Source organism: Caballeronia sp. LjRoot34, assembly GCF_964253815.1.
Taxonomy (GTDB): domain Bacteria; phylum Pseudomonadota; class Gammaproteobacteria; order Burkholderiales; family Burkholderiaceae; genus Caballeronia.
In genome coordinates, this window is the sequence record NZ_CAXUSB020000001.1 from 2,324,135 (window position 1) to 2,348,710 (window position 24,576).

The 24,576-nt window shown below is 61.4% G+C and carries 20 protein-coding genes; 12 read left to right on the forward strand and 8 right to left on the reverse strand.

Annotated features, from left to right (window positions below):
- The first annotated feature begins 77 nt into the window (after positions 1–77).
- Positions 78–812 carry a glutathione S-transferase gene (locus ACSQ36_RS10415; protein ID WP_213761468.1) on the forward strand — a complete coding sequence of 245 codons (735 nt, stop codon included), beginning with the start codon at positions 78–80 and terminating at the stop codon, positions 810–812.
- Positions 813–866: 54 nt separating this feature from the next.
- Complete coding sequence (locus ACSQ36_RS10420; RefSeq protein ID WP_436181854.1) at positions 867–1,670, forward strand: aldo/keto reductase; 804 nt, start codon at positions 867–869, stop codon at positions 1,668–1,670.
- Positions 1,671–1,752: 82 nt separating this feature from the next.
- On the opposite strand, the gene cadR is transcribed toward ACSQ36_RS10420, so the two are convergent.
- Positions 1,753–2,184, reverse strand: a complete 432-nt coding sequence (gene cadR, locus ACSQ36_RS10425) for a Cd(II)/Pb(II)-responsive transcriptional regulator (RefSeq protein ID WP_436181855.1) — start codon at positions 2,182–2,184, stop codon at positions 1,753–1,755.
- 81 nt (positions 2,185–2,265) lie between these two features.
- Between cadR and ACSQ36_RS10430 the strand changes: the two genes are divergently transcribed.
- From ACSQ36_RS10430 to ACSQ36_RS10445, 4 genes are all read left to right on the forward strand, one after another.
- Positions 2,266–4,536 carry a heavy metal translocating P-type ATPase gene (locus ACSQ36_RS10430; protein WP_436181856.1) on the forward strand — a complete coding sequence of 757 codons (2,271 nt, stop codon included), beginning with the start codon at positions 2,266–2,268 and terminating at the stop codon, positions 4,534–4,536.
- Positions 4,537–4,657: 121 nt separating this feature from the next.
- Positions 4,658–6,394, forward strand: a complete 1,737-nt coding sequence (locus ACSQ36_RS10435) for a ClcB-like voltage-gated chloride channel protein (protein ID WP_436181857.1) — start codon at positions 4,658–4,660, stop codon at positions 6,392–6,394.
- Between the two features lie 284 nt (positions 6,395–6,678).
- A complete protein-coding gene (locus ACSQ36_RS10440) occupies positions 6,679–6,954 on the forward strand; it encodes a hypothetical protein (protein ID WP_436181858.1) in 276 nt (91 codons plus the stop codon).
- A gap of 63 nt (positions 6,955–7,017) precedes the next feature.
- Complete coding sequence (locus ACSQ36_RS10445) at positions 7,018–7,260, forward strand: DUF2795 domain-containing protein (RefSeq protein ID WP_213761474.1); 243 nt, start codon at positions 7,018–7,020, stop codon at positions 7,258–7,260.
- A 45-nt stretch (positions 7,261–7,305) separates the two neighbouring features.
- Here the strand turns inward: ACSQ36_RS10445 and ACSQ36_RS10450 are convergent, their stop codons facing one another.
- On the reverse strand, positions 7,306–7,926 hold the full coding sequence (locus ACSQ36_RS10450) for a TetR/AcrR family transcriptional regulator (RefSeq protein WP_213761475.1): 621 nt from the start codon (positions 7,924–7,926) through the stop codon (positions 7,306–7,308).
- 329 nt (positions 7,927–8,255) lie between these two features.
- Here ACSQ36_RS10450 and ACSQ36_RS10455 point away from each other — a divergent pair, with 329 nt between their 5' ends.
- From ACSQ36_RS10455 to ACSQ36_RS10470, 4 genes are all read left to right on the forward strand, one after another.
- Entirely contained in the window at positions 8,256–9,398 is a 1,143-nt protein-coding gene (locus ACSQ36_RS10455; protein ID WP_436181859.1) for an efflux RND transporter periplasmic adaptor subunit, read from the forward strand.
- Positions 9,395–12,607 (forward strand): efflux RND transporter permease subunit, encoded by a 3,213-nt coding sequence (locus ACSQ36_RS10460; protein WP_436181860.1) that lies wholly within the window; start codon positions 9,395–9,397, stop codon positions 12,605–12,607. The genes ACSQ36_RS10455 and ACSQ36_RS10460 overlap by 4 nt, the downstream gene beginning before the upstream one ends.
- On the forward strand, positions 12,604–14,103 hold the full coding sequence (locus ACSQ36_RS10465) for an efflux transporter outer membrane subunit (RefSeq protein ID WP_436181861.1): 1,500 nt from the start codon (positions 12,604–12,606) through the stop codon (positions 14,101–14,103). The genes ACSQ36_RS10460 and ACSQ36_RS10465 overlap by 4 nt, the downstream gene beginning before the upstream one ends.
- 1,206 nt (positions 14,104–15,309) lie before the next feature.
- Positions 15,310–15,567 (forward strand): hypothetical protein, encoded by a 258-nt coding sequence (locus tag ACSQ36_RS10470; protein WP_436181862.1) that lies wholly within the window; start codon positions 15,310–15,312, stop codon positions 15,565–15,567.
- Between the two features lie 505 nt (positions 15,568–16,072).
- On the opposite strand, the gene ACSQ36_RS10475 is transcribed toward ACSQ36_RS10470, so the two are convergent.
- The 4 genes from ACSQ36_RS10475 to ACSQ36_RS10490 are packed head-to-tail and all read right to left on the reverse strand — an operon-like array spanning position 16,073 to position 20,245.
- Complete coding sequence (locus ACSQ36_RS10475) at positions 16,073–17,350, reverse strand: type II toxin-antitoxin system HipA family toxin (RefSeq protein ID WP_436181863.1); 1,278 nt, start codon at positions 17,348–17,350, stop codon at positions 16,073–16,075.
- Positions 17,347–17,619 (reverse strand): helix-turn-helix domain-containing protein, encoded by a 273-nt coding sequence (locus tag ACSQ36_RS10480; RefSeq protein ID WP_035564930.1) that lies wholly within the window; start codon positions 17,617–17,619, stop codon positions 17,347–17,349. The genes ACSQ36_RS10475 and ACSQ36_RS10480 overlap by 4 nt, the downstream gene beginning before the upstream one ends.
- A 51-nt stretch (positions 17,620–17,670) precedes the next feature.
- The gene (locus ACSQ36_RS10485) at positions 17,671–17,844 is read right to left on the reverse strand and encodes a hypothetical protein (protein WP_436181864.1); all 174 of its coding nucleotides are present in this window, start codon (positions 17,842–17,844) and stop codon (positions 17,671–17,673) included.
- Complete coding sequence (locus ACSQ36_RS10490) at positions 17,834–20,245, reverse strand: AsmA family protein (protein WP_436181865.1); 2,412 nt, start codon at positions 20,243–20,245, stop codon at positions 17,834–17,836. The genes ACSQ36_RS10485 and ACSQ36_RS10490 overlap by 11 nt, the downstream gene beginning before the upstream one ends.
- A 217-nt stretch (positions 20,246–20,462) precedes the next feature.
- Here ACSQ36_RS10490 and ACSQ36_RS10495 point away from each other — a divergent pair, with 217 nt between their 5' ends.
- On the forward strand, positions 20,463–21,143 hold the full coding sequence (locus ACSQ36_RS10495) for an ABC transporter ATP-binding protein (RefSeq protein WP_436181866.1): 681 nt from the start codon (positions 20,463–20,465) through the stop codon (positions 21,141–21,143).
- Positions 21,140–21,952, forward strand: a complete 813-nt coding sequence (locus tag ACSQ36_RS10500) for an ABC transporter permease (protein ID WP_213761484.1) — start codon at positions 21,140–21,142, stop codon at positions 21,950–21,952. Before ACSQ36_RS10495 ends, ACSQ36_RS10500 begins: the two co-directional genes overlap by 4 nt.
- A gap of 39 nt (positions 21,953–21,991) precedes the next feature.
- On the opposite strand, the gene ACSQ36_RS10505 is transcribed toward ACSQ36_RS10500, so the two are convergent.
- The gene (locus ACSQ36_RS10505) at positions 21,992–23,932 is read right to left on the reverse strand and encodes a response regulator (RefSeq protein WP_436181867.1); all 1,941 of its coding nucleotides are present in this window, start codon (positions 23,930–23,932) and stop codon (positions 21,992–21,994) included.
- A gap of 136 nt (positions 23,933–24,068) precedes the next feature.
- The gene (locus tag ACSQ36_RS10510; protein ID WP_436181868.1) at positions 24,069–24,533 is read right to left on the reverse strand and encodes a response regulator; all 465 of its coding nucleotides are present in this window, start codon (positions 24,531–24,533) and stop codon (positions 24,069–24,071) included.
- Between the last annotated feature and the right edge of the window lie 43 nt (positions 24,534–24,576).

A 24,576-nucleotide genomic window follows, 5' to 3' on the forward strand; every position in this document is an offset into this window, starting at 1 on the left:
ATGCAAGCGCAACGGCACGCGTGTTGCTACCCTCTTGTCTTTGGGTTTCCAGCAATCACACCGCGAGGATATTGCCGATGGCCTATGAACTGTATTACTGGGATGGCCTTCAGGGCCGAGGCGAATTCGTCCGGCTCGCGCTGGAAGACGCCGGCGCCGACTACGTCGACGTTGCACGCGGCGCGAAGAAGGACGGGCAAGGCACGGGCGCCATGATGAAGATCATCAACAGCAAGACCGAGCCGCACATTCCTTTCGCCCCGCCATTCCTGAAGGATGGCGAACTGATCGTGCCGCACGTGGCGAACATACTGCAATATCTGGGGCCGAAGCTCGGTCTCGCGCCGAAGGACGAGGGCCTCCGCTATGTCGCGCACGGCTTGCAGTTGACGATCGCGGACATGGTGACCGAAGTCCACGATACCCATCATCCGCTGGCAAGCGGCCTTTACTATGAAGACCAGAAGGACGCAGCCAAGAAGCGCTCGAAGGATTTCATCGACAACCGGGTTCCGAAGTTCATCGGCTATTTCGAGCGGGTGCTCGCGCAGAATCCTCACGGCGATACACAGATGATCGGCAACATGACCACGTACGTGGACCTGTCGATATTTCAACTCGTCGACGGCCTGCACTACGCCTTTCCGCGCGCAATGAAAAAGTTCGGCAGCCTGTATCCGCGCGTGGCGGCGTTGCATGATGCGGTGCTGGAACGACCGAACATCGCGGCTTATGTGGACTCGGAGCGCCGGATTCCATTCAACGAATCCGGCATCTTTCGTCATTACCCGGAACTGGATCAGGACGCCTAGGATTCCTGAGCCGGCCGGCCTGTATCGGATAAACGTAATCAAAAGGAGCATCAGATGGTCGAAACAATTCCCTCCTTCGGACTCGGCACCTTTCGCGTGGATGCGGAGAAAACCGCCAAGTCTGTCACAAGCGCACTGCAGCTCGGGTATCGCCATATCGATACCGCGCAGCTCTACAAGAACGAAGAAGCCGTCGGTAAAGGCGTGCGCGACTCGCTCGTGCCGCGCGACGATATCTGGGTGACCACCAAGGTCTGGCACGACCGGCTGCGTCGTGACGACGTGGTGAAAAGCCTGGTGGAAAGCCACAGTAAGCTGAACATCGGCACAATCGATCTTGCGTTGATTCACTGGCCGTCGCCGGACAGCGTGGTGCCGGTCGCCGAATCAATCGCGGGTTTTCAGGACGCGCAGAAGCAGCAGTTGATCCGGCATTTCGGCGTGTCGAACTTCACCGCGCCGTTGCTCGAAGAAGCGTTGAACGCGCCCGGCGGCGAGAGCATTGTGACGAATCAGTTCGAAATCAGCCCGTTCCTCGCGAACCGCAAGCTGGTTGAGGCAACGCAAAAGCTTGGTGTGAAGGTGACTGCGTATATGCCGCTGGGCGAAGGCCGCGCGCATAAAGATCCCACGTTGGTGGCAATCGCGAAGAAGCATGGCGTGACGCCCGCTCAAGTGACGTTTGCATGGCTGCTGTCGCGCGATATCGTGGTGCTGTCGGCATCGACGAATCCGGAACATCAACAACTTAACTGGGACTCGCAAAAGGTGAGACTGGACGCCGACGATATTGCGAAGATCGATGCGCTCGACGAAGGCCAGCGAAATGCAAAGCCACCGTTCGCGCCGAAATGGTGATTGAGTAGTTTGACGTAGAACACAACCCGGCTTTGATACGAAGAGGCCGGGTTGTCAGACCCTGGTCGCCCCGCTCCGCTACTCAGCCCAAATGTGTCCGCTTCTCGCGTGCGGGGGCGACATTGTTCGTTGAAAGCGCCTGGACGATGCCACAGTCCGTCGCTGATTCTTCCGTCGTGCATTGGCTCCTCAACGCAACCAGTTGCAACTTGAGTTGCGTCAATTCGTCGATCCGCCTGTCTACATGAAGAATATGTTCATCGACGAGCGAATTGATCGAACCGCACGGTGCGCCAGGCGCATCGGTCGCGCTGAGCAGATGGCGGATCTCGTCATGCGTCATATCCAGCGTGCGGCAATTACGGATAAACCGCAGACGTTCCGCGTGCGCCTCCGTGTAATTCCGGTAATTCGAATCTGTCCGGCTGGCTTCCGGCATCAAGCCTTCTTTCTCGTAAAAGCGGATGGTTTCAGTCGTGCACTGAGCCATTTTCGCCAATTCACCGATTTTCATTGCTTGGGCTCCCGGTCAACGCTTGACCTTGAAGTGACTTCAGGGCGTCTACTAAACCATAGATCCCCTCAGGAAGCCACGATGTCCCCACTCAGCGAAACGAATCACACGGTTGATGAAGAGCAGGCCAGGTCTCCGTGCGGCCACGGTCATGACCATTCGTCGGACCATGCGCCCTCGCATGCACATTCGCACGCCGAGGCAAAGGTCGCTGCTCCCGCTCCGCAAAAGCCTTTGAATGGCGGCGAACGCACGGTGTTTCTCATCGCGCAGATGGATTGCCCGACGGAAGAAGCGTTGATACGCAAGAAGCTTTCGGCCATGCCTTCCGTGCACAACGTGCAATTCAACCTGATGCAGCGCTTGCTCACCGTGGACCATTCGCCGCTTGAGCGTGAGGCGATTGCGCAGGCCATTCGATCGCTGGGGTTCACCGCTGAATTGCCCGAATCAGCGCCGCAAGGTGGGACTGCCGCCAGCGCGAGGAAATCCGCGCACTGGCCGCTCGCGCTGGCCTGCGCCGCGGCGGTTGCATCGGAGATAGTCAGCTTTGCCGCGTTCCCCGGCTGGATCGCGGCGTCGCTTGCCGTGCTTGCTGTCATCGCCGGTGGCCTCGGAACCTACAAAAAAGGCTGGGTCGCGATTCGCAACGGCAATCTCAACATCAACGCACTCATGAGCATTGCCGTCACGGGTGCGCTGGTGCTTGGCCAATGGCCCGAGGCAGCCATGGTCATGGTCCTCTTCAGCCTTGCCGAACTGATTGAAGCGAAGTCGCTCGACCGCGCGCGCAACGCAGTCCAGAAGCTGATGCAACTTGCGCCCGAGCGCGCGACCGTCCAGCAACCCGACGGCACGTGGCAAGACGTGGACGCCAAATCGGTATCGATAAACGCCGTCGTGCGCCTCAAACCCGGTGAACGGATCGGACTCGATGGCGTGGTGAGCGCCGGACGCTCCACGGTGAACCAGGCGCCCATCACGGGCGAAAGCCTGCCGGTCGATAAAGCACCCGGCGACACCGTGTTCGCTGGCACGATCAACGAATCCGGGTCGATCGAATATCGTGTGACGGCACTCGCCAGCGATACAACGCTCGCCCGCATCATTCACGCGGTGTCGGAGGCGCAAGGTTCGAAAGCGCCGACGCAACGCTTCGTCGACCAGTTCGCGCGTATCTATACGCCGGTGGTATTCGCGCTCGCGGTTCTTGTCGCGGTCCTGCCGCCGCTTTTGCTTGGTGGCGTCTGGCACGACTGGATCTACAAAGCGCTGGTGCTGCTGGTGATTGCCTGCCCGTGCGCGCTGGTGATCTCAACGCCCGTGACCATCGTCAGCGGTCTCACGGCGGCGGCGCGAAAGGGCATTCTGATCAAAGGCGGTTCCTATCTCGAACAGGGTCGCAAGCTGACGTGGCTCGCGCTCGACAAGACCGGCACGATCACGCACGGAACGCCGGCTCAAACCGATGTGGAAGCCCTCGCCGATACAGACATCAACCGATGCCGGCAGCTTGCAGTCAGCCTCGCCGGACGATCGGATCACCCCGTGTCGCAGGCGCTCGCGCGTGCCGCCAACGCGGACAACATCTCTCACTTACCCGTCGATGAATTCGAAGCGTTGCCCGGACGCGGCGTGCAGGGGACGATCGACGGCCGACCTTACGCGCTAGGCAATCATCGTCTGGTCGAAGGGCTCGGGCGTTGTTCCGCCAGCCTGGAAGCCCGGCTCGACACGCTGGAACGCAATGGAAAAACCGTCGTCCTGCTGATCGGCGAAGAAGGCGTACTCGCTTTGTTCGCCGTCGCGGACACGGTCAAAGAATCCAGCCGTGCCGCCATCGGCGACCTGCATGCACTCGGCGTTCGCACCGTGATGCTGAGCGGTGACAATTCGCATACGGTGGCGGCCATAGCGAAAGCCGTGGGTATCGATGAAGCCCGCGGCGACCAGTTGCCCGCCGACAAACTCACTGCAATGGCGGAGGCAGTGGCAAAACGTGCGGCAGACGGCGCGGCGGCAGGCATGGTGGGCGATGGCATCAACGACGCCCCCGCCCTCGCCCGCGCTGATATCGGCTTTGCGATGGGCGCATTGGGCGCGGATACGGCCATTGAAACCGCCGACGTCGCGTTGATGGACGACGACTTGCGCAAGATCCCGGCTTTCATCCGGCTCTCGAAGGCGACGCATGCAGTGTTGATACAAAACATCGTGTTGGCGCTGGGGATCAAGGCCGTATTTTTCGTGCTTGCGCTGACGGGTGCGGGAACCCTGTGGATGGCCGTTCTCGCCGACGTAGGGGCAAGCTTGCTGGTCGTTGCCAACGGACTTCGCTTATTACGTCGATAACCAGCCGGTGCCAAGCAACTCAGTATGCACATGGATGCCGGAGCACTGCCCCGAGGCCCCTTGCGGGTGATATCCTTGCCCCGCACCATTGGCCTCGACCCGCTCCGACATTCAAGCTCACGTGCTTTCATTCCTGCTTAAACTTCGCACCCGGGCACAGATCCGGTTCCGGTTCTCCGAATCCCACTCCATGCTCGTGTGGGCCGTGATTGTCGGCGTGGCCGGCGCATTCGCGACTTCGGCGTTCCGCTATGGCATCGACGAAATGCAGCGGCTTTTTGGGGGCGACCACGGTAACTTCGTCGAGATGGCCACGCGCCTGCCCTGGCCCGTGCGGGTCGCGTTGCCCACAGCGGGCGGGCTGATCGCGGGCCTGTGCCTGCTGATCGCCCGGCGTCGCAGCTCGGGTCAGGCGAATGCCGACTACATGGAAGCAGTGACCATTGGCGACGGCGTCGTGCCGGTCTCACAAAGCCTGTGGCGCAGCATCTCGTCGCTGTTCACCATCGCAAGCGGCGGGTCCATCGGACGAGAAGGCTCGATGGTGCAGCTCGCGGCGCTGTGCGCGTCGCTGATCGGCCGCTGGGTCCACTTCGATCCGCCGCGCCTGCGCCTGCTCGTCGCCTGCGGCGCGGCGGCCGGGATCACCTCTGCATACAACGCGCCTATCGCCGGCGCGTTCTTCGTGACCGAGCTCGTGCTCGGCTCCATGGCCATGGAAAGTTTCGGGCCGATCGTGGTGTCCTCGGTGGTCGCGAACATCACCATGCGCGAGTTCGCCGGCTACCGGCCGCCTTACGAAATGCCGGTGTTTCCAACAGTCACCGGCGTCGAAGTGCTGCTGTTCGTCATGCTCGGATTGCTCTGCGGCGTGCTCGCACCGTATTTCCTGCGCCTGCTGGCGGCATCGAAACAACGCTTCGCCAAGCTGCCCCTGCCGTTGCCAATCCGGCTCGGATTCGGCGGCCTGATTGTCGGCGTGATCTCGATCTGGTTCCCGGAGGTCTGGGGCAACGGGTACGAAGTCGTCAACTCGATCCTGCATCATTCGTGGACTTGGGAAGCGCTGGCAGCGGTGCTGTTCTTCAAGATTCTCGCGACCGCGGCAACCGCGGGTTCCGGCGCGGTGGGCGGGATTTTCACGCCGACGCTCTTCGTAGGCGCGGTAGTCGGCTGCCTGTTCGGGCTCGCGGCGCATGCGATCTGGCCGCACTCCACGTCCGCGCCGTTTGCCTACGCGATGGTCGGCATGGGCGCGTTCCTCGCGGCCGCCACGCACGCGCCGTTGATGGCAATCCTGATGATCTTCGAGATGACGCTGAGCTATCAGGTCATGCTGCCGCTGATGCTTTCGTGCGTGGTGGCATTTTTCATTGCGCGGGCATCGGCGCAGACGTCGATGTACGAGGTCACGCTGCGGCGCAACCGTGACGAAAAAGAGCGCTCGCGGCTCGCCGCCACGCAAATGCGCGAGCTGGTGAAACCAGCCGACACGGTCGTCCCGCTCGATGCCGACGTGAAAGCCATGACGCGGGTGTTCCTCGAATATCCGGTGAAGTACCTTTACGTCGTGGATGCGGACGGGCAGTTTCGCGGCGTGGTGGCATTGAAGGACATCACGTCCGACCTGCTCGATGAGCGCGACACTGCCGTCAAAACCGCCGAAGATTATCTGCAACCTCATTTCGATGTCCTTACACCAGACATGTCCCTGGGTGAAGCGCTGCAGCATTTCCTGGCGTTCCAGGGCGAGCGCTTGCCGGTCATCGACTGCCCTACACGGCCGGTGTTACTCGGCGTTGTCTACAAAACATCGCTCCTCGATGCTTACTTCCGATTAAACCCGGCATCGCGCTGAAATTGCTCGATGTGTGCAAAATTGCGGCAGTACCGGTCTGCCCCGTGAAGCACGCGCTAAAAAGCGGATTCTAGAATTCGCTCGAACAACGGCCGCCGGCGCCGCTTGAAACAAGGCTCGGCCGGCACGCACCATTCATCAAGTGATGCGTTGGAAAACCGCACTGATCGATTGGCATAACGTTTGCTCGAATCCTCGCTACTATTCTCCGTACGGCCTCGTGTTTGTGCTGCCTGGATACCGCTTGCGTGAGCTTGTGTACTAAGTGTCTGGAGGGTTGAGCGATGAAAACCTCAACGGCTTTATTGATGGTTCTGGTATCCGTGTCGTGCTATGCCGCGCCGATCCATACGGACGATGCGGCAATCTACTCTGCTCGCCAGGCCGAAGCCATGCGCGCGGCACTTGCCATTCGCGCCAATGCCCCGCCGGTCTCACCGCCGGCGCCGGAAGTGCGCGCACAGGAACTCGATCACGCGCACTGGTTTCATGTGGAATTGCCGAAGTCGCGTTCGCCCAGCCACGGCGTGACGAGCCAGGTAATAGAAGTGCAGACGTGAAGCTCGGCCGCGCGCATGGCGACTCGGATTGACCACCAAAAACCAGGACAACCAAGGGCACCAATGACCGATACACATCTGAACGCCGGCTTGAACGATGAACCTATCGATGACGAAATCGCGGAGGTCTTGCGTGATCTGAAGTTTCCAGCCAACAAGGATGACATTGTCGATGCGGCGCGCGCTGCAGGCGTGAGCAACGATGTGATTGCCGTGTTCGATGGATTGCCTGAGCAGGACTACGCCAGCGCCGATGCGGTGGAGCAGTTGCTAGGCAGTAACGGCGGATCGGGGATCTCTATCTGAGCGAGCGAATGAGAAACTGAGCGGACGTTTATTCGCACGCCCCTCTCAGACCACGTCGGACCCAAACACCACTCGGCTAAAAAACTTCGCCAGCACGGCTTCGGACATTTCACTGCCGCAAGCCTGCGGATCCGACGTATAAAAAAACTGCATTCCGTCGATCAACGCCGTCAGTCCAAGCGCGAGCTGCTCCGCGGGCATGGGCAACGGCGTCCCCGCCCGTTCCGAAAACGCGACAATGTAAGCGGTCGTCGTCTGCAACAATTCCCGGATGAATGCGTTGAACTGCGCGCGAAATTTCGCATCGCGGCTTGATTGCAATTTCGCCTCCACCCACAACAAAAAACACTTGTTGTCGCGGTAGCACTCACTGTAATACTGCAACAGGCGGGCTTCCATGTCGGCCCGGCTCGCTTCGCCATCGAAGATGGAATGCAGCCGGCCCATGATCCCGTCGTGATCGCGCTTGAGCAGTTCCAGAAACAAAGCGGACTTGCTGCCGAAGTTCGAATAGAACGCACCGCGCGTATAACCCGCCGCCGCCGCAATGTCCTCGACACTGGCGGCAACAAACCCCTTCTTCATGAAAACAGTTTGTGCGGCGTCCAGCAAACGCTCACGCGTTTGATCACGGCTTTGCTCCCGGGTGAGGCGAATTCGTTTCATCGGTCGAGTTTACCATCTCAAAATTGAATTATGATACGGCTTTGATTCCAGATTCATGGTTGTATTAGAATTCATCGCGTATCTGGCGGTGAGGTGCTGGAAAGCTTGGTGGCCATAGCATGCCGCCTGTTCGAGTATCGCGCCCCGAATAACGCCATATCTTGAAAATGCGCAGCGACAGACCGTGTCGACGCTGCGCGCCGGCCGTGCCTGCAAGTCCCTTGCGCGCACGGCAAGCCTTTGCGTCGAGGTCATTCGTGATTCTGCAAGTCTGTCGCCGCACGCGGCCGTTGTCATTGCCATTATTGTCATCGCTCCGATCGCGGTTAATGTCGTTCACGTTGCCCGGGCCGGGATCTTTTCCTGCTCGCCGCACCCTTGCCTGGTCGTTGGGCGTGGTCGCTGTCGTCGCGCTCAGCGCATGCGGCAAGAAGGAAGCGCCCCCCGTGGCGTTGCGTCCCGTGGTCGCCATGGCGGCCGTCGCCGACACGCACACTGTGCAGTCGTCGCTGCCCGCGACTATCGAAGCGCGTTACTCGACCCCGCTGTCGTTTCGTGTGGCCGGGAAGATCATCGAGCGCAGCGTGCGTCTGGGCGACAGCGTGAAAGCCGGCGAGATCGTGGCCAAACTCGATCCCGCCGACAACGCCAAAAACGCCGCGAGCGCAGCCGCGCAACTGTCCGCCGCCCAGCATCAGCTCACGTATGCCGAGCAGCAACTCACGCGCGACCGCGCCCAGGCGCAGGAAAACCTGATCGCACGCGCACAGCTCGAACAAACCGAGAACGCCTACGCCGCAGCGCTCGCGCAGCGCAACCAGGCGCAGGCGCAAGCCGCGTTGTCGGCCGACCAGTTGAAATACACCACGCTTGTTGCTGACCGCGCCGGTGTCATCACGGCTGAACAGGCTGACACGGGACAGAACGTATCGGCGGGACAGGCCGTCTATAACCTCGCGTGGAGCGGCGAGATCGACGTGGTCTCGGACGTGCCGGAAACTACGCTCGGGTCGCTCGCGGTCGGCCAGAAAGCCACCGTGAAGCTTGCCGCGCTGGGAGGCAAACAGTTCGCGGCCCGGGTGCGTGAGGTGTCGCCCGCCGCCGATCCTCAAAGCCGTACCTATCGCGTGAGGATGACGCTTGAAGCCCCCACGCCGGAAGTCCGCCTTGGCATGACAGCCGACGTGGCATTCGCGCAGACAGCCGCATCCGGGGCATCCGCGCAAGCGTTCACGCTGCCCTCCACCGCGCTTTTTCACGCGGGCAAACTGCCTGCCGTCTGGATTGTGAAGGCTGACGGGTCGCTTGAATTGCGGCGCGTGGATGTGTCTCGATACGGCGAGCGCACCGTGACAGTTTCCAATGGCATCTCGCCCGGGGATCGTGTGGTATGGCAAGGTGTCCATACCGTTTCCGCCGGCGAAAAGGTTCGCGTGGTCACGCCCTTGCATCCGGAAGACTTCGCGTCATGAGCGACCAAGAGCGGGATTCATCGAAAGATGCTGCCAACGCTGCGTCCGCGGCGTCGGGCGATTATCGTCACGAAGAAGGCAGTTTCAATCTCTCGGCCTGGGCATTGCGTCATCAGGCGCTCGTCGTCTTCCTGATCGCCATGGCGACCATTTTCGGCGTGCTTGCGTACACCCGGCTCGCGCAATCGGAGGACCCGCCGTTCACGTTCCGCGTGATGGTCATCCAGACCTTCTGGCCTGGAGCCACCGCACAGCAGATGCAGGAACAGGTCACCGACAAGATCGCGAAAAAACTGCAGGAAACGCCCGCCACCGACTTCCTGCGCAGCTACTCCCGCCCTGGCGAATCCCTGCTGTTCTTCACGATGAAAGACGGCGCGCCCGCGAAAGATGTGCCTGAAGAGTGGTATCAGGTGCGCAAGAAAGTCGGGGACATTGCCTACACGCTGCCAAGAGGGGTGCAAGGTCCCTACTTCAACGACGAATTCGGCGATGTCTTCACGAACATCTACACGCTGGAGGGCGACGGTTTTTCGCCGGTGCAACTCCACGATTACGCTGACTCGCTGCGCACCGTCTTGTTGCGCGTGCCCGGTGTGGCGAAGGTCAATTATTTCGGCGACCAGGACGAGCGCGTTTACATCGAAATAGCCAATACGCAACTCACGCGGCTCGGTATCTCGCCGCAGCAGATTGCTCAGGCTATTGACGGTCAAAATGCGGTTGCGCCGTCCGGCACGCTGAATACGCCCGACGACCGCGTGTTCGTGCGGCCGACTGGCCAGATCACCGACATGGCCACGCTCGCCAATACGCTGATCCGTGTCAACGGCCGGTCGTTCCGCCTTGGTGACATAGCCACCATCAAGCGAGGATATCTCGACCCCCCGGCCACGCAAATGCGCGCGGGCGAGAAACCGGTGCTGGGCATTGGTATCACGATGCAGCCCGGTCAGGACGTCGTGCAGTTGGGCAAGGCGCTGGACGCCAAGGTGGCTGAGCTGCGCGCGCAACTCCCCGCCGGCCTCGTGCTCAACGAAGTGTCGAGCATGCCGCATGCGGTATCGAAGTCAGTCGATGACTTTCTTGAAGCCGTTGCCGAAGCCGTCATCATCGTGTTGATCGTGAGCCTGGTGTCGCTCGGCGTGCGCACCGGCATGGTGGTCGTGATCTCCATACCGGTCGTGCTCGCGGTCACCGCCCTCTTCATGTATCTCTTCGATATCGGCCTGCACAAGGTCTCTCTCGGGACGCTGATCCTCGCGCTGGGCCTGCTGGTCGACGACGCGATTATCGCTGTCGAAATGATGGCAGTGAAACTCGAACAAGGCTGGAACCGCTCGCGGGCGGCGGCCTACGCCTATACCAGCACTGCGTTCCCCATGCTCACGGGCACGCTCGTGACGGTCGCCGGTTTCCTGCCGATCGCGCTGGCCAAATCCAGCACCGGCGAATACACGCGCTCGATCTTCGAAGTGTCGGCCATTGCGTTGATCGCGTCGTGGTTCGCGGCGGTCGTGCTGATTCCGCTGCTCGGCTACAAGCTGTTGCCCGAGCGCAAGCGCGAGGCGCATCACGCCCACGATCATGAACACGATATCTACGACACAAAGTTCTACACGCGTCTGCGCGGCTGGCTGACATGGTGTATTGAGCGGCGCTTCGTCGTGCTCGGCATTACGCTCGTGCTGTTCGTGATAGCGCTGGCAGGCTTTACGCTGGTTCCCCAACAATTCTTCCCGAGTTCGGACCGCTCGGAACTGCTCGTCGATGTCCGTCTGCAAGAAGGCGCCTCGTTCGAAGCCACGCTGCGCGAGACCAAACGTCTTGAGAAGGTACTGGAGGGGCGGCCCGAGATCGATCATGTGGTGAACTTCGTCGGCTCGGGTGCGCCGCGCTTCTATCTGCCGCTCGACCAGCAGTTGCAAGTGGCGAACTTCGCGCAGTTCGTGATCACCGCGAAGTCCGTGGAGGATCGCGAGAAACTCGCACGCTGGCTTGAACCTGTGTTGCGCGAGAAGTTCTCGGCAGTACGCACGCGTTTGTCGCGACTCGAAAACGGTCCGCCGGTCGGCTATCCGGTGCAGTTCCGCGTAAGCGGCGACGACCTGCCGACGGTGCGCGGTATCGCTGAAAAGGTCTTTGCCGAAATGCGTGCCGACAGTGGCACGACCAATGTCCAGTACGACTGGGACGAACCGTCGGAGCGCTCGGTGCGCTTCGATATCGACCAGAAGAAGGCGCGTGAACTTGGTATCACATCGCAGGACGTATCGAATTTCCTCGCGATGCAACTGACCGGTTATACCGTCACGCAGTATCGTGAACGCGACAAGCTGGTCAGCGTCGACTTGCGGGCCCCGAAAAGCGAACGGGTTGATCCGGCGAAGCTCGCCACGCTGGCCATGCCGACGCCGAACGGCCCCGTGCCGCTCGGAACGATCGGGCATGTGGTGAACGATCTGGAATACGGCGTGATCTGGGAACGCGACCGTCAGCCGACCATCACCGTGCAGTCGGACGTGAAGGCCGGCGCGCAAGGTATTGACGTCACCCGTGCGATCGAGAAGAAGCTCGCTACGTTGCGTGCGGGCTTGCCGGTGGGATATCGGATAGAAGTGGGCGGACCGGTTGAGGAAAGCGAGAAAGGCCAGTCGTCCATCAATGCGCAGATGCCGATCATGGTGATTGTCGTGTTGACGCTCTTGATGATCCAGTTGCAGAGCTTCGCACGGGTGATGATGGTGGTGCTGACCGCGCCGCTCGGGTTGATTGGCGTGGTGATCGCGCTGCTGTTGTTCAACAAGCCGTTCGGGTTTGTCGCCATGCTGGGCGTGATCGCCATGTTCGGGATCATCATGCGCAACTCGGTGATTCTCGTCGATCAGATCGAACAGGACATTGCCGCGGGGCATCCTCGCTTTGACGCGATCGTTGGCGCGACCGTGCGGCGTTTCCGGCCAATCACGCTGACCGCCGCCGCTGCGGTGCTCGCGCTGATCCCGCTGTTGCGCAGCAACTTCTTTGGCCCGATGGCAACCGCGCTGATGGGCGGGATCACGAGCGCGACCGTCCTCACGCTGTTTTATCTGCCGGCGCTGTATGCGGCTTCGTTCAAGGTGCGGCGTAACGAGCGCGCGGGGTTTGAAGATCCAGACACGCCCCCCGCGCCCTCCGCGCCGGATACTCGCCAAGGAGGCCAGTCATGAAACGCGCTTACCTGACTGCTCTAGGCTTCGCAGCCACCCTTTCCGCGTGCTCGTTCGGCCCGGATGGAAAACCGCCCGTCATGCCAACGGTCGCCCATTACGGCGCTGACGCGCAACCGGCACGCACCGTGACGGCCGAAGGGGTATCGCAGAGTTTCGATGCCAACGCGAAACCGGTGCCCGAGTGGTGGAAGCTTTATCGTTCGGAACCGCTGAACGCGCTCGTCGATGAGGGTTTGCGCAACAGTCCGAGCCTCGCCGCGACGGACAAAACCCTCGCCGCGGCGCGCGAACAACTGCGGGCGCAAGTCGGATCGTCAATGTTGCCGAGCATCGACCTTGGCGGCCAGACGGACCGGGAGCGCGCAATTGGCGTGCCGAACTTCGGGCCGCCCACGGTGCTCTACAACCTCTTCGTTGGCCAGATCCGGGCGCAATACACGTTCGACCTGTTCGGCGCGGCGCGGCTCGCGGACCGGGCGCTGGCTGCACAAGTGGACAGCCAGTCCTGGCAATTCGATGCCGCCCGCCGCGCACTCGCGGCCAACATCGTCACGGGCGCTATCGGTGCCGCCTCGTTGCGTGCGCAAATCGATACGACCGAACGGCTGATCGTCCTCGCCAATGAAGACGCGCGAGAAACCCAGCGCCGCTACGAACTCGGTTCGGCGTCGCGCGCGGACGCTCTCAACGCGCAATCGAACGCCGCCGCGCTGGCCGCTTCGTTGCCCGGGCTACGGGCCCAGTGGCTTGCAACCCGTCACGCGCTTGCCGTGATGCTTGGCCGGACACCGGATCAGGCGCCGCCGGATCTCGATCTCACGTCGCTCACCGTGCCGGGCAATGTGCCCGTGGTCGTACCGTCGGAACTGCTCGCCAGCCGCCCGGACATTCAGGCCGCCGATGCGCTGCTCAAAGCGGCCGCAGCGCAAGTCGGCGTCGCGACAGCGCAAATGTTCCCGAGCCTGACGCTGTCAGCATCGATGGGGCAAGCGGGTTTCAGCTGGCCGACCGCCTTGTCCGGCGCGGGTGCGATCTGGGGGATAGGCGCGTCGCTGTCGCAGCCGTTGTTTCATGGCGGCGCATTGCTCGCCCAAAGGCGCGCGGCGCAAGCGAGCTACGAGGCCGCCGTGGCGCAATACAAGCAGACGGTGCTGACCGCGTTCCGCAACGTGGCGGATTCACTCGTGGCGCTCGAGCAGGATAACCAGGCACTCAGTTTCGCCGATACCGCCAGCCGCACTTCAATGAGCGCCTTCACGGATTCGGCGGCACGAGAGCGGCTCGGAGCGATTCCGCCCTCGGCAACGCGTGCGAGCGAGCGCCAGTATCGAAATGCGCGGCTGGATGCTATTCGCTATGAAAGCGCACGGCTCAGCGATACCGCGTTGCTGTTCCAGGCAATGGGTTCTCCGACCGGCAGCACGGCGAATCTTGCGGCTGCGGCGAAAGCGGCCGAGACAGCGACGGGGACAGCGACGGGTATAGCAAAATAACCGTCGCTGCCGGGTCGCATTCCATTCGGGCGAGTTCTCTCTCACCTGACGGGTAAAACTGAAACGAGCGCTGTACGTAAAGAGCCGTTCCGGCGTGAGTCGGAACGGCTCTTTGCACTTCATCAGGATGACCGAAGCCTGGGATTAAAGACATCGAATGTCACAATTCAGGATCGCCGAAACATCGCACTGCCATCCAAATGCGCCCATAACCTTCCTTCAACTCAATTTCTTCTCTGAAACCTTTCACTATTCAGATAAATCGCGTTATTTCGGACCGCGCTTTCCCATAGGCTTGCGAGCTTTCGTGTATTCAGGGGAAATGCCATGTCTCGCTCACCGCTCCGTGACCTGTTCCGGCTCGTTCATTCAGGACTGGAAAAAGTTGCGCTGGCGTGCGCTGCCTTTGGTTTGATGCACGCAACGGCCCGCGCGGGAGAGTCCGCCCCAGCCAGCGTGCCCGCAGGCGAGCAATGGCGCAGCCACGCCGCGCCCCAACTCGCAGCCGATGACCCATGGAGCAACCCCGCAGCACCCAGTCTCGCAGTTGACGATGCCTGGAGCGCACCGGCCGCCGATCGGTTCACATCGCCGGGACAAATCCGCGCTGATTCACCAGCGTCTGCGTCAGAGCAAGAGCCCCGACCGGCCGCAACGACGCATGCGCCCGGCTCCGTAGCAACAACCGTCCAGGAAACATCTCCCGCCCTCGCAATGGATCGCTCCGGCTGGAATGAAACACCGCGTGGACGTTCGCCCGGTCTGATCGCATCCCACGACGCGTGGCTCAACCGCACCACGCGGGTCGCTGAACCGAGCGAACCGGCGAAAGCGCCGGTACATAGTGCGCCCCCTCCGCCAGCCGATCCGTGGAGCGCACCCTTGCCCGGCCTCGTTGCATCGGACGATGTTGTGACGCCTGCCCCGGCGGCTTCTTCTACCGCCATCGACGCCAACTCGCACCCGGGTTTCATGGTCACGCCCGATGCCAGGCTGCCGAGCGTCAACCAAGCTCAGGGCGCTTTATCTGCTGAGGCATCGCCAACGGTTTTGGCAGCCTGTCGGCCGATGCATCGACGGACCCGTCCGATTGTTCACAGTACTTCAAACGCGCCCCGATCCTCGGGGACGAAACGCGCAAGGGCGCGTAGAGCGCCAACGCCCGCATGGTGCCGTTCAGTTTCGGCAAGCGCGCGGCATCGCTGAATGGCGCTGCGGGCACGGAGAACGGAACCGTTCCCGTGCATCGACACCATGCTGGCCGCTCTGCTGCTCCGGCCTGCGCCTATCTGGAGCGACAACCGACGCGATCCCAAACAATCGCGCCAGCGACGCGCATACGAACAACGTCCGGCGCACGTTCACCATGCCGGGCATCGCGCGCTGACGCCGGTGCGGCAACGAGTGAATCGGGCGCAACTGGGCGACCTGCCGGAGGATCGCGTTGGACAAGCCCAGCGATGATCAAAAAGGTGCGGCGTAATTTAAGACGGAAAACGAAACGCTTTGCGGATGAATACAGGCTTTTGTCCGCCAGCTATTAGTCGAATGGAGTCACCGGTCAAAGTTGTGCACAGAAATTGGGGACCACCCTGTTGACAACCTTCTGACAAACGCCGGAACGCATTGAACGGAAAGGGTTTTCAGGTGCCGCTTCAAAGTGCGCCGGGCACGCGGATTCGATCGTTTCAGCCCGCGAAGTTGTGCACACAATCTGTTGAAGGACCTGTGGACAAGCGTGAGGGAATCTTCTTAAGTCTTTGATAAATAAACGCAGTTTCGAATCGATTCGATTTTGATCCACGCGTTGCGTGTAATGTTGGCGCGTTCCCAAGCCCGCAACGACCGGCAAGTTATCCCCAGTAATTGTGGGCAGGCTTGTTGATAAGCATGGGGCTCAACGCTTAAGTCGCTGATGTAGCACGGTTTAATAGCCGTGACTCGAAAGCATCTTGTTCGCGCTGATAGCTCAGGGAAGACGGAACGCCGGACGCTTCGCCCGCGCGACGGGAATTGCGCCAGTGCGACGGATCACCTCTCGAATCCGCGTGAGCAGATCGTCTGCTTTATACCGATCGTCCTGGCTGAGCCGCTCGGCGACCGTGTCGAACGCCTGGTCGATGCGCAGCAGGATCGCTTCCGCCTCGGCGCGTTTCAGGCCCAGTCGCTCGCCGTATGCAATCAGCTGCCCGGGCACGGGGAAAACCTTCGACTTATTCAGGTTCAGCGCCATCCGGCCGTCGAGCATCGGATAGATGCCCGTGCAGACGACATCGTAGATGGGCGAGAGCCGACGCGGCCCGGTGGGATCGGCATAGACAATGCCGATGTTCTTCATATGCGCATCACCATCGCGAAGAAAACACGACAGCGCGACGCGCTCAAACAGCCGCAGCGATTGCGCGCGGAAATCAGCGCCGGTATAGACCTCCACTGCCCGCCCGATCATCTCGTAACTGCCGCGGTATTTGTCGTTGCCGGTCAGCACGCTCATGTCCTCGAAGCCGAGCGGCGTGCCGTCCGGCGCACGATCGAAACGCGCCATGACGAACAGCAGGCCGTCGTTGGAGAGCCAGAAATCGGGCACGTCGAAACCCGCCTCGCGCGCCACCGACATGCACAGGAATTCGTTGCGGGCGATCCCCGCATAGTCGTCGCCTTCAGCCTTCACGATCACCGTGGTCAACGGCAAGGTCGCGTGTGCGTCGAGGGTGGACGTGCTGGTGGGAACCTCGGCAGCAAGTGGCACCACGGTCTTCGGCTGCACGCCTGAAATGCCCGAGCCGAGCGCATATTTGCTCACCAGCCGTTCGAACAATTGTCCCGATGGCGACGACAGCAGCTCGTCAAGCCGCTCACCCTCGCCCTCAGGCACTGTCTGGCCGTGCAGCGCGTAGGTGAGCCTGCCAATCTGGTTTCGCCCGGCGAGGAACAGCAGGAACATGTCGCTGGGGGTACCGAAGCGCGCCAGCCGTTCTTCGATGATGTATCGCAAATAACCTTCCGGGCGATTCATCGCGAACACGTTCATCAGCGCGCCACTGCTGTAGCTCTTGCGGCGCACGGGCATGGTCAGCGACACGGCCGCGTCCGGCTCGACTTCTCCGTAGTTGAAGACGAAGGTGCTCTCCTTCGCCAGCAGACCGGCCAAGCCCTGGGGCGTGTGAACGTCGAGCCGGCGGATTTTGTCGAAGAGCTGTTCCAGGTCGAACGGCGGCGCAGGCTTAAGGGACAACGGCGTGCTCATTCGTCCTCCCTGAAGAAGAAGTCCAGATCTTCGAAGACCACAGTGTCTTTCGGACGCAGTGTGAGGTCGTAGCCGAGCGCGTTGGCGATCCGGCAAAACTCATGCAGGCCGACGTTCTGTGCGCCTTCCGCATTGGTAATTGTGCGCCGGGCCACCCCCGCGCGATCAGCCAGCGTCTGCTGACTCATGCGTCGCTCGCGCCGGAGCGAGCGGAGTTCCGCTGCCACACGCTCGAAATTGCTGATGGGGTCGGTGTACTTGCGCGTCATGATGCGCAATTGTAGACTTATTTTGTATTTTGCGCAGTATGATGCGCATTTTTATTGATTGATTTCCTGTAGATCGGTTGCAATGAATTGCGCACTATCATGCGCAATTTCGCCAATAAATAAGAAAATGCGCGTTAAAACGCGCAAATTTCCATTCAGAATCGGGCAACGCCGATAATCCATCGCATGAAGCAGGCAATCCCATTGCCGGCTATCAGCTTCCACGATAAAGCGCCGCACTGCCCGGCGTGGACACCGCCGGCCGGGCTTGGCCACCGTTTGTACCCTTGGCACCCTTCGCACTATTGGACGACGAAGACGGAGACGATGCAGCCGCCGGATTCGCCGCGCCCGAATCCATATACCCGGGTGCACCCTTCGCTTTTTGCTTCTGCCCCGGCGGCGGCGCGGACGGCGCGGTACGCATGTCGGCAAGCATTTGCGTGCACGGCAGCGGTTTGTTGTTACTCGGCGCGATCAACGGGATCAGCGCGGCAAACGGATTGATCAGGCCGAGCCCGACCGCCGCCGCGCCGCGCACTGCCAGCGCACCGGCATTCACGCCCACATGCGGGTCCTTGAATGTCCCCTTCACGTACAGCGGCGAGCGCAGCGAAAACACCCGGAAACCCTTCGTGTGCGGATGAATGTTCAGGTCCATCTCCTCGGTCTTCAGATTGACGGTGCCGTCCATGTTGATCACGGCGTCGTCGGTATCGAGGGCAAACACGCGCGATTCCAGTACACCATTGGTCGCGACAAAATCCGCCGCCGCGCAGTTGATCTTCACATCGTGGTTACCGAAGAGCTTTTCGTAGACCGCGTTCGCCACGTTCAGCCCCGCCGCTTCCATATACAACCGGCTGACCGTGCCGTCGGTGATCAGCGTCTTGAGCTCGCCGTTCATGGTTCCGGCGAGTGCGGCCGGCGAATTGCCCGTCGCCGATAACGCCGCGTCGCCGTTCACTTCACCCAGCGCTGACTGCATCGTCTTGACGGTCGGCAGCAGTTGCTTGAGCTTCAGGTGCCGAGCCGAGGTCGAGAAGCGGCCCTGGAGCGGCTCCTTGCTGCCATCGAGGTGAATATTCGACGACAGCGTCCCGCCCGCCACGCCGAACGACAGCGGTTCGAACGACAGCACGCCGTCCGTCATCACCACGTGCGTATAGAGATTGGTGATCGGCAGCGCCGGGTCCTTGATGATCTTGCGGCCGGTGAACTTGACGTCGGCATCGATCGCCTTCCATCGATCCGTCTTGAACTCCTCGGTCGGCAGCGCCTTTGACGACGGCTGCTTCTCCGTGTCGCCACGTTTCGCTTTGCTGGCGTTCGAATCGGCGCCGATGATCGGGGCGAGATCGGAGAACTGCAGCAGGTTCGACACGAGTTCGCCCGAGAGCAAGGGCCGCGGCTTGCGTCCCACGAACGTCAGTGAGCCGTTCAGGTCGCTGCCGCCCACGCGCCCGGTGAAGTTCTCGTACCTGAAGACATTGCCGTCAGCCTTGAACTGGCCGACTAGCCGCCCTTCCGTTGCATACGGCGGCGTCGCCGGCAGCGTCACGCCAACGATCGGATACAAATGCTCAAGGCTCACGCCCTGCAGCCAAAGCCGCAAGTCGAGCGCAGCGAGATGAGCCGGATCAGTCACGGTGCCGACAAAAGCAATATGCGTGTCTCCGATACGAACATCCGCCTGCACGGGGAACGGACGCATGGCGTCCTGCAGCGCAAGCACCCCGCCGACCTTGCCGTTGCCGGACACCGCCACGCTGTTGTATTTGCCCGTAACAGACCAGCCGATGCCATACGGGGGCACGGGCGGCTTCGGCCCTTCCTTCGTGGTGATGCTGGTGTTCGCGGAGACGCTCGCCGGGTTCGGCGCGCTAGCAGCCGCAGCGGCAGCGGCCGACGCCGCGGAAGCAGCAGCGGCTTCGGATGCCGCCGCTTTGTCGACTTGCTGGTTCAGCTTGGTCGCGCCGCTCTTGCCGACCATCTGCGCCGATGATTTCTGCGATGCCGCCTCCTGCTGCTTCATCACTTCGCCGATGGGAATCATCTGGCCAAGCGTATTCACGACGGCCTGCATGTCCGCTTTCGTGATCTCGTCCGCGTACGCGATATTGCCTTTGTCCAGCGCGATGTCATGCAGTTGAAGGTTCCATGCCGACGGTTCGGTTGACTGCTTGAACTTGAACGTCCAGTTATTGCGGTTGTCTTTGAGGCGTTCCAGATCGACTGAGGGATTCACCAGATTGATCGATGGAATCACGATGTTGTGCGCGAGCAGCGGCAGCATCTCGACCTGGAAATCGATCTCATCCAGGGTCGCGAAAAACTTCTGTTTGGTCCAGTCGGGATTCGCAACCGTGATTTTTTCCGCCGAGAAACGAGGCCACGGGACCCAGCGGCGCCAGCCGGTTTCACCGGGTGGCCGTTGCCAGCCGATCTTCAGGTCGCCTGTAATCTGGAACTGCCGGCCGATGGCCTGCGAGACTTTATCGTCGACCCAGGGGCGAGCCCGGTTCCAGTCGAAGGTCAGGAAAACGATCACCAGCACAGCGATCAGGACGATCAGAACCGAAATGATCCACGCGACTGTTTTCCCGATTTTCCGGCCAAGCGCCATAGTGGCTCCCTCTATGTTTTTCTTGAAACACCGCGCAGCACATCGCGTGCCCGGCGATTTTCCCCATGCCGAGCAGGACCGGCATCCTCGCCGCGCTCGACGCGTGAACAGCCCGATCAAGACTCATGCGCAACGGACGGCACAACTAACCTAAGCATCGCCTAAGCAGCATTGATTTATGATTGCGCTCCGAGATCATTCCCGAGCTGTCTTCGCCATGTCCCTGCAAGCCGACACGCCCCTGATTCACGCGACACAGCTCACCCGCTACGACCCGGTGCGCCACGCTGCCTTGCTGCATCCCACCACGTTCAGCTTGTCCGGAGGCGAGCGCGCGGTTATCACCGGGCCGTCGGGCTCAGGCAAGAGTGTGTTCCTGCGTGCGCTTGCGCTGCTCGATCCTGTCGATGACGGTGTGATCCAGTGGCGCGGAAAGACCATCGCGCGCGCGGGAATTCCGGCGTACCGGCGACGCGTGGCTTACATTGCACAACGCCCGGCCATGCTCGATGGCAGCGTGGAAGACAACCTGCGTTATCCGTTTTCGCTGAAGGTGTATCGCGACGTGCGCTTTGATCGTGAGCGTGTGATCAAGCTGACCCGCCGAGCAGGCCGTGAAGCCAATTTCCTCGATAAACGCGCGAGCGAGCTATCGGGCGGTGAAGCGCAGGTTGCCGCGCTGATACGCGTGTTGCAAGTTGACCCCGACGTGTTACTGCTCGACGAACCGACGGCGTCACTCGATCCTGCTTCCGCGCTGGAAATAGAAGCGCTAGTCGGTGCCTGGTTCGATGATCGCCCGGGCGAACGCGCCAGCATCTGGGTGTCGCACGATCCGGCCCAGGCGCAACGTGTAGGCGAGCGCCAGCTCGTGATGACCGCGGGGACCTTGTCATGAGCGGCTATCAGAACCTGAGCCTGCTCGACATTGGGATCGCGGCGGCGTTGATCGTGGTGAACGGGGCGTTATCGGTTGCGCTGAAGCTCGACCTGGAACGCAAGCTGGCATGGGCGGCCGTGCGCACTGTCGTGCAACTGCTTGCGATCGGGTACGTGCTCGGTTGGGTCTTCCAGTTTTCACGCTGGTACGTCGTATTGCCGCTGATGGCATTGATGACGCTGATAGCGGGACTGTCGGCATCGAATCGCGGACGGCGCACCTACCTTGGCCAGCGCACGGATAGCGTCGTGTCGATCTGGGTGAGTTCGTGGCTCGTGGCCGCGGTGGGATTGTTCGTCGTGATCCGGATTCATCCGTGGTACGAACCGCAATATGCCATACCGATCCTCGGCATGATCCTGGGTAACACGTTGACGGGCGTGTCGCTCGGCATCGAGCGGATGACAGAGGAACTGACGGCGGGACGAGGGACGGTAGAGATGTCGCTTGCGCTCGGCGCAACGCGATGGGAGGCGGCGCAAGGGCCAGCGCGCCAGGCCGTGCGGGCAGGCATGATCCCGACGTTGAACCAGATGTCGGTGGTAGGACTGGTGAGTCTGCCGGGCATGATGACGGGCCAGGTTTTGGCGGGCCAATCGCCATTGCAGGCGGTCCGTTATCAGATCGTCATCATGTTTTTTATCGCGGCCTCGTCGGCTCTCGGAACGGTGGGCGCAGTGTTATTGACCTACCGGCGGCTGTTCTCGCCGGAACACCGGTTCATGGCGTCAAAGCTCGTGGAAAGGGAAAAACCGAAGCGCGGATAAAGACGCGGGCAAAATCACGTCCCTCCGCAAGCCGTTGCGTTACGCGCCGCCCGGCCGCCTGGCCAAAGCGTGAATCAGCGACTCCAGCCGGGAGAAGTCGACCGGCTTTGTCAGGTGATCCATAAACCCGGCATCGCGGCATCGGCGGATATCTTCGTCCATGCCATAACCGGTGATGGCAACCGATGGTTTACCGGGTTGCAAGTCGGTCCACGCGCGCGCGACCTCGAGCCCGCTGCCGTCGGGCAGGCCGATATCGCTGACCAGCAGATCGAACACTTCGCCCCGGGCTAAAGCCAGCGCCTCGGCGACGGTAGTAGCAACGCCGACCTGATGCCCGAGCACCTCCAGCACCTGCGCCATGGCGGACGACGTGTATTCGTTGTCCTCGACAAGCAGCACCTTCAACGACCGCACGATCTCATTCGGATCCTGCGCCGCGAGCGGCGAAGTTTCATCTTCCGCCCCGGCCTTCACGAGCGGCAACGTCAGCGTGAACCGGGCGCCCTTGTCGCGACCGTCGCTCTGGGCCGTCAGCGTTCCGCCATGCTTCAACGCCAGTGTGCTGGCGATAGCCAAACCCAGCCCCAACCCGCCGAACGCCCGGGTGATGGAATCATCGGCTTGTTCGAAGGCCGAAAAGATCCGCGGCAACGCTTCGGCGCTAATCCCGATACCGCTATCGGTCACCGAAATCGCGATGGTCGATGCATCCGGATTCCACATCCGCACCGCAATCCGCCCGCCCGCAGGCGTGAACTTCACCGCGTTTTTCATCAGGTTCCACACGATCTGCTGCAAGCGCGCGGCATCGCCGAAAACCAGCGTGGAGGTAGCGCCCAATGTTGTTTCCAGCGTCAGGCCCTTGCCGCGCAGATCGGACTCCGACATATCGAGCGCGCTCGACATCAGCGTCTCCAGCTCCACATTCGCGAAGTTCAGCGAAAGCTTGCCGCGCGCGATACTGGTCAGGTCGAGCAGATCGTCGATCAAGCGCGCCTCCAGCTCCACATTGCGCCGGATCAGTTCGAGCGTCGCCTGGGCATCGGCCGGCAGCGCGTGACGTATCTCCAGCAAACGCACGGCGGCGACGATCGGCGTCAGCGGCGTACGCAATTCGTGCGACAACACCGCCAGGAAATGATCCTTCGCCCGATTCGCGGTCTCGGCCTGTTCCTTCGCCACGCGCAAGGCATCGGCGGCCATGTGCTCTTCGGTGACGTCGCGGATGATCTTCGAATAGCCGATCAGCTCGCCGCTATCGGCACGGATCGCTGTCGTCACGCCCGATGCGAAGAACGAGCGGCCGTCCTTGCGCCAGAGCCAGCGGTCGTCGCTCGCACTGCCATCGGCTTGCGCCGTCTCCAGTTCCTGCGCAAATACATGGGCATCGCGATCTTCCTGGCCGTAGAACACGTCGGCGGACCGGCCGACCACATCCTGCGCCGCGAACCCGAGAATTCGCTCCGACGCCGCGTTCCACGTCCGGATCCTGCCCTCCTGATCGAGCGTGATGACGGCGTAATCCTTGAGCGCATCCACCAGCAAGCGAAAGTGCGTTTCCGTCTCCCGCAGCGCGCGTTCGACCGCAATACGCTGCTGGCGCTCGGTGCTTTCCGTCAAGGCGCGCCGCACGACGGCAGGCAGCCGTTGCAGGCGCTGCTTCAGGACATAGTCGGTGGCGCCGCGCTTGAGCATGTCGACGGCATGCTCCTCGCCGAGCACGCCGGAGACGAAGATGAACGGCGTATGCGGCACGCGCTCGCGGGCGATCGCCAACGCTTCGACGCCGGAGAACACCGGCATCACGAAGTCCGCGAGGATCACATCGAAGCTGGATGCCTCTAGCGCCGCGATGAAACCCTGCTCCGTGTAGACGATTTGCACGTCGACCTTATAGTCGGCGCGTTCCAACTGAGTCAGGGTCAGTTCCGCGTCGAGCGCGTTGTCTTCTACGAGAAGCAGATGCAAAGGCTGCATGGTCAGGGCACTCAGGCGAACCGGCGTACGCGATACTGCCGGGCAGGTCGCATCGGGCAAAACAACGAAAGGACCAGCGGGCCCAGGCCGCTACGCCGGGCACCGTGCAGGAGGAATACGCCAGTGTGCACCAGATTCATTGCGGCGCGGACTGACGGCGAACCCGCATTGACCCGGGCGGCGGCTCGTTAAGCACGGCCCAGAACACGCCGAGATCGGCAATCGCCTGCACAAATTCGTTGAACTCGACCGGCTTCACCACATAAGCATTCACACCGAGCGCGTAGCTGCGCACGAGATCCTGTTCCTCCCGCGACGACGTCAGCATGACCACCGGAATCGCCTTCAACGTTTCATTGGAACGGATGGTTTCCAGCACTTCCAGGCCGTCGATTTTCGGCAGCTTCAAGTCGAGCAGGATCACTGCGGGGTTGCCTGGGTTGCGTGCGCTCCACTCGCCTTCGCAACGCAGGTAATCGATTGCTTCCTGGCCGTCGCGCGCCACGATCACCTCATTGGCAAGCTGGCTTTTGTCGAGCGCCATGAGTGTCAGTTCGAGATCGCCGGGATCGTCTTCGACAAGCAAAATGGGTTTCAGCATGGTCCGATATGACGGGTTGGAATAAAAGGTGACGGGATCAGTC

Coding starts and splice junctions, on each gene's coding strand:
- ACSQ36_RS10510 (WP_436181868.1), bottom strand. CDS start 24,533: ATGCTGAAACCCATTTTGCTTGTCGAAGACGATCCCGGCGATCTCGAA.
- ACSQ36_RS10450 (WP_213761475.1), bottom strand. CDS start 7,926: ATGAAACGAATTCGCCTCACCCGGGAGCAAAGCCGTGATCAAACGCGT.
- ACSQ36_RS10430 (WP_436181856.1), top strand. CDS start 2,266: ATGTCCCCACTCAGCGAAACGAATCACACGGTTGATGAAGAGCAGGCC.
- ACSQ36_RS10440 (WP_436181858.1), top strand. CDS start 6,679: ATGAAAACCTCAACGGCTTTATTGATGGTTCTGGTATCCGTGTCGTGC.
- ACSQ36_RS10475 (WP_436181863.1), bottom strand. CDS start 17,350: ATGAGCACGCCGTTGTCCCTTAAGCCTGCGCCGCCGTTCGACCTGGAA.
- ACSQ36_RS10420 (WP_436181854.1), top strand. CDS start 867: ATGGTCGAAACAATTCCCTCCTTCGGACTCGGCACCTTTCGCGTGGAT.
- ACSQ36_RS10500 (WP_213761484.1), top strand. CDS start 21,140: ATGAGCGGCTATCAGAACCTGAGCCTGCTCGACATTGGGATCGCGGCG.
- ACSQ36_RS10460 (WP_436181860.1), top strand. CDS start 9,395: ATGAGCGACCAAGAGCGGGATTCATCGAAAGATGCTGCCAACGCTGCG.
- ACSQ36_RS10445 (WP_213761474.1), top strand. CDS start 7,018: ATGACCGATACACATCTGAACGCCGGCTTGAACGATGAACCTATCGAT.
- ACSQ36_RS10470 (WP_436181862.1), top strand. CDS start 15,310: ATGGCGCTGCGGGCACGGAGAACGGAACCGTTCCCGTGCATCGACACC.
- cadR (WP_436181855.1), bottom strand. CDS start 2,184: ATGAAAATCGGTGAATTGGCGAAAATGGCTCAGTGCACGACTGAAACC.
- ACSQ36_RS10455 (WP_436181859.1), top strand. CDS start 8,256: ATGTCGTTCACGTTGCCCGGGCCGGGATCTTTTCCTGCTCGCCGCACC.
- ACSQ36_RS10490 (WP_436181865.1), bottom strand. CDS start 20,245: ATGGCGCTTGGCCGGAAAATCGGGAAAACAGTCGCGTGGATCATTTCG.
- ACSQ36_RS10465 (WP_436181861.1), top strand. CDS start 12,604: ATGAAACGCGCTTACCTGACTGCTCTAGGCTTCGCAGCCACCCTTTCC.
- ACSQ36_RS10480 (WP_035564930.1), bottom strand. CDS start 17,619: ATGACGCGCAAGTACACCGACCCCATCAGCAATTTCGAGCGTGTGGCA.
- ACSQ36_RS10505 (WP_436181867.1), bottom strand. CDS start 23,932: ATGCAGCCTTTGCATCTGCTTCTCGTAGAAGACAACGCGCTCGACGCG.
- ACSQ36_RS10415 (WP_213761468.1), top strand. CDS start 78: ATGGCCTATGAACTGTATTACTGGGATGGCCTTCAGGGCCGAGGCGAA.
- ACSQ36_RS10495 (WP_436181866.1), top strand. CDS start 20,463: ATGTCCCTGCAAGCCGACACGCCCCTGATTCACGCGACACAGCTCACC.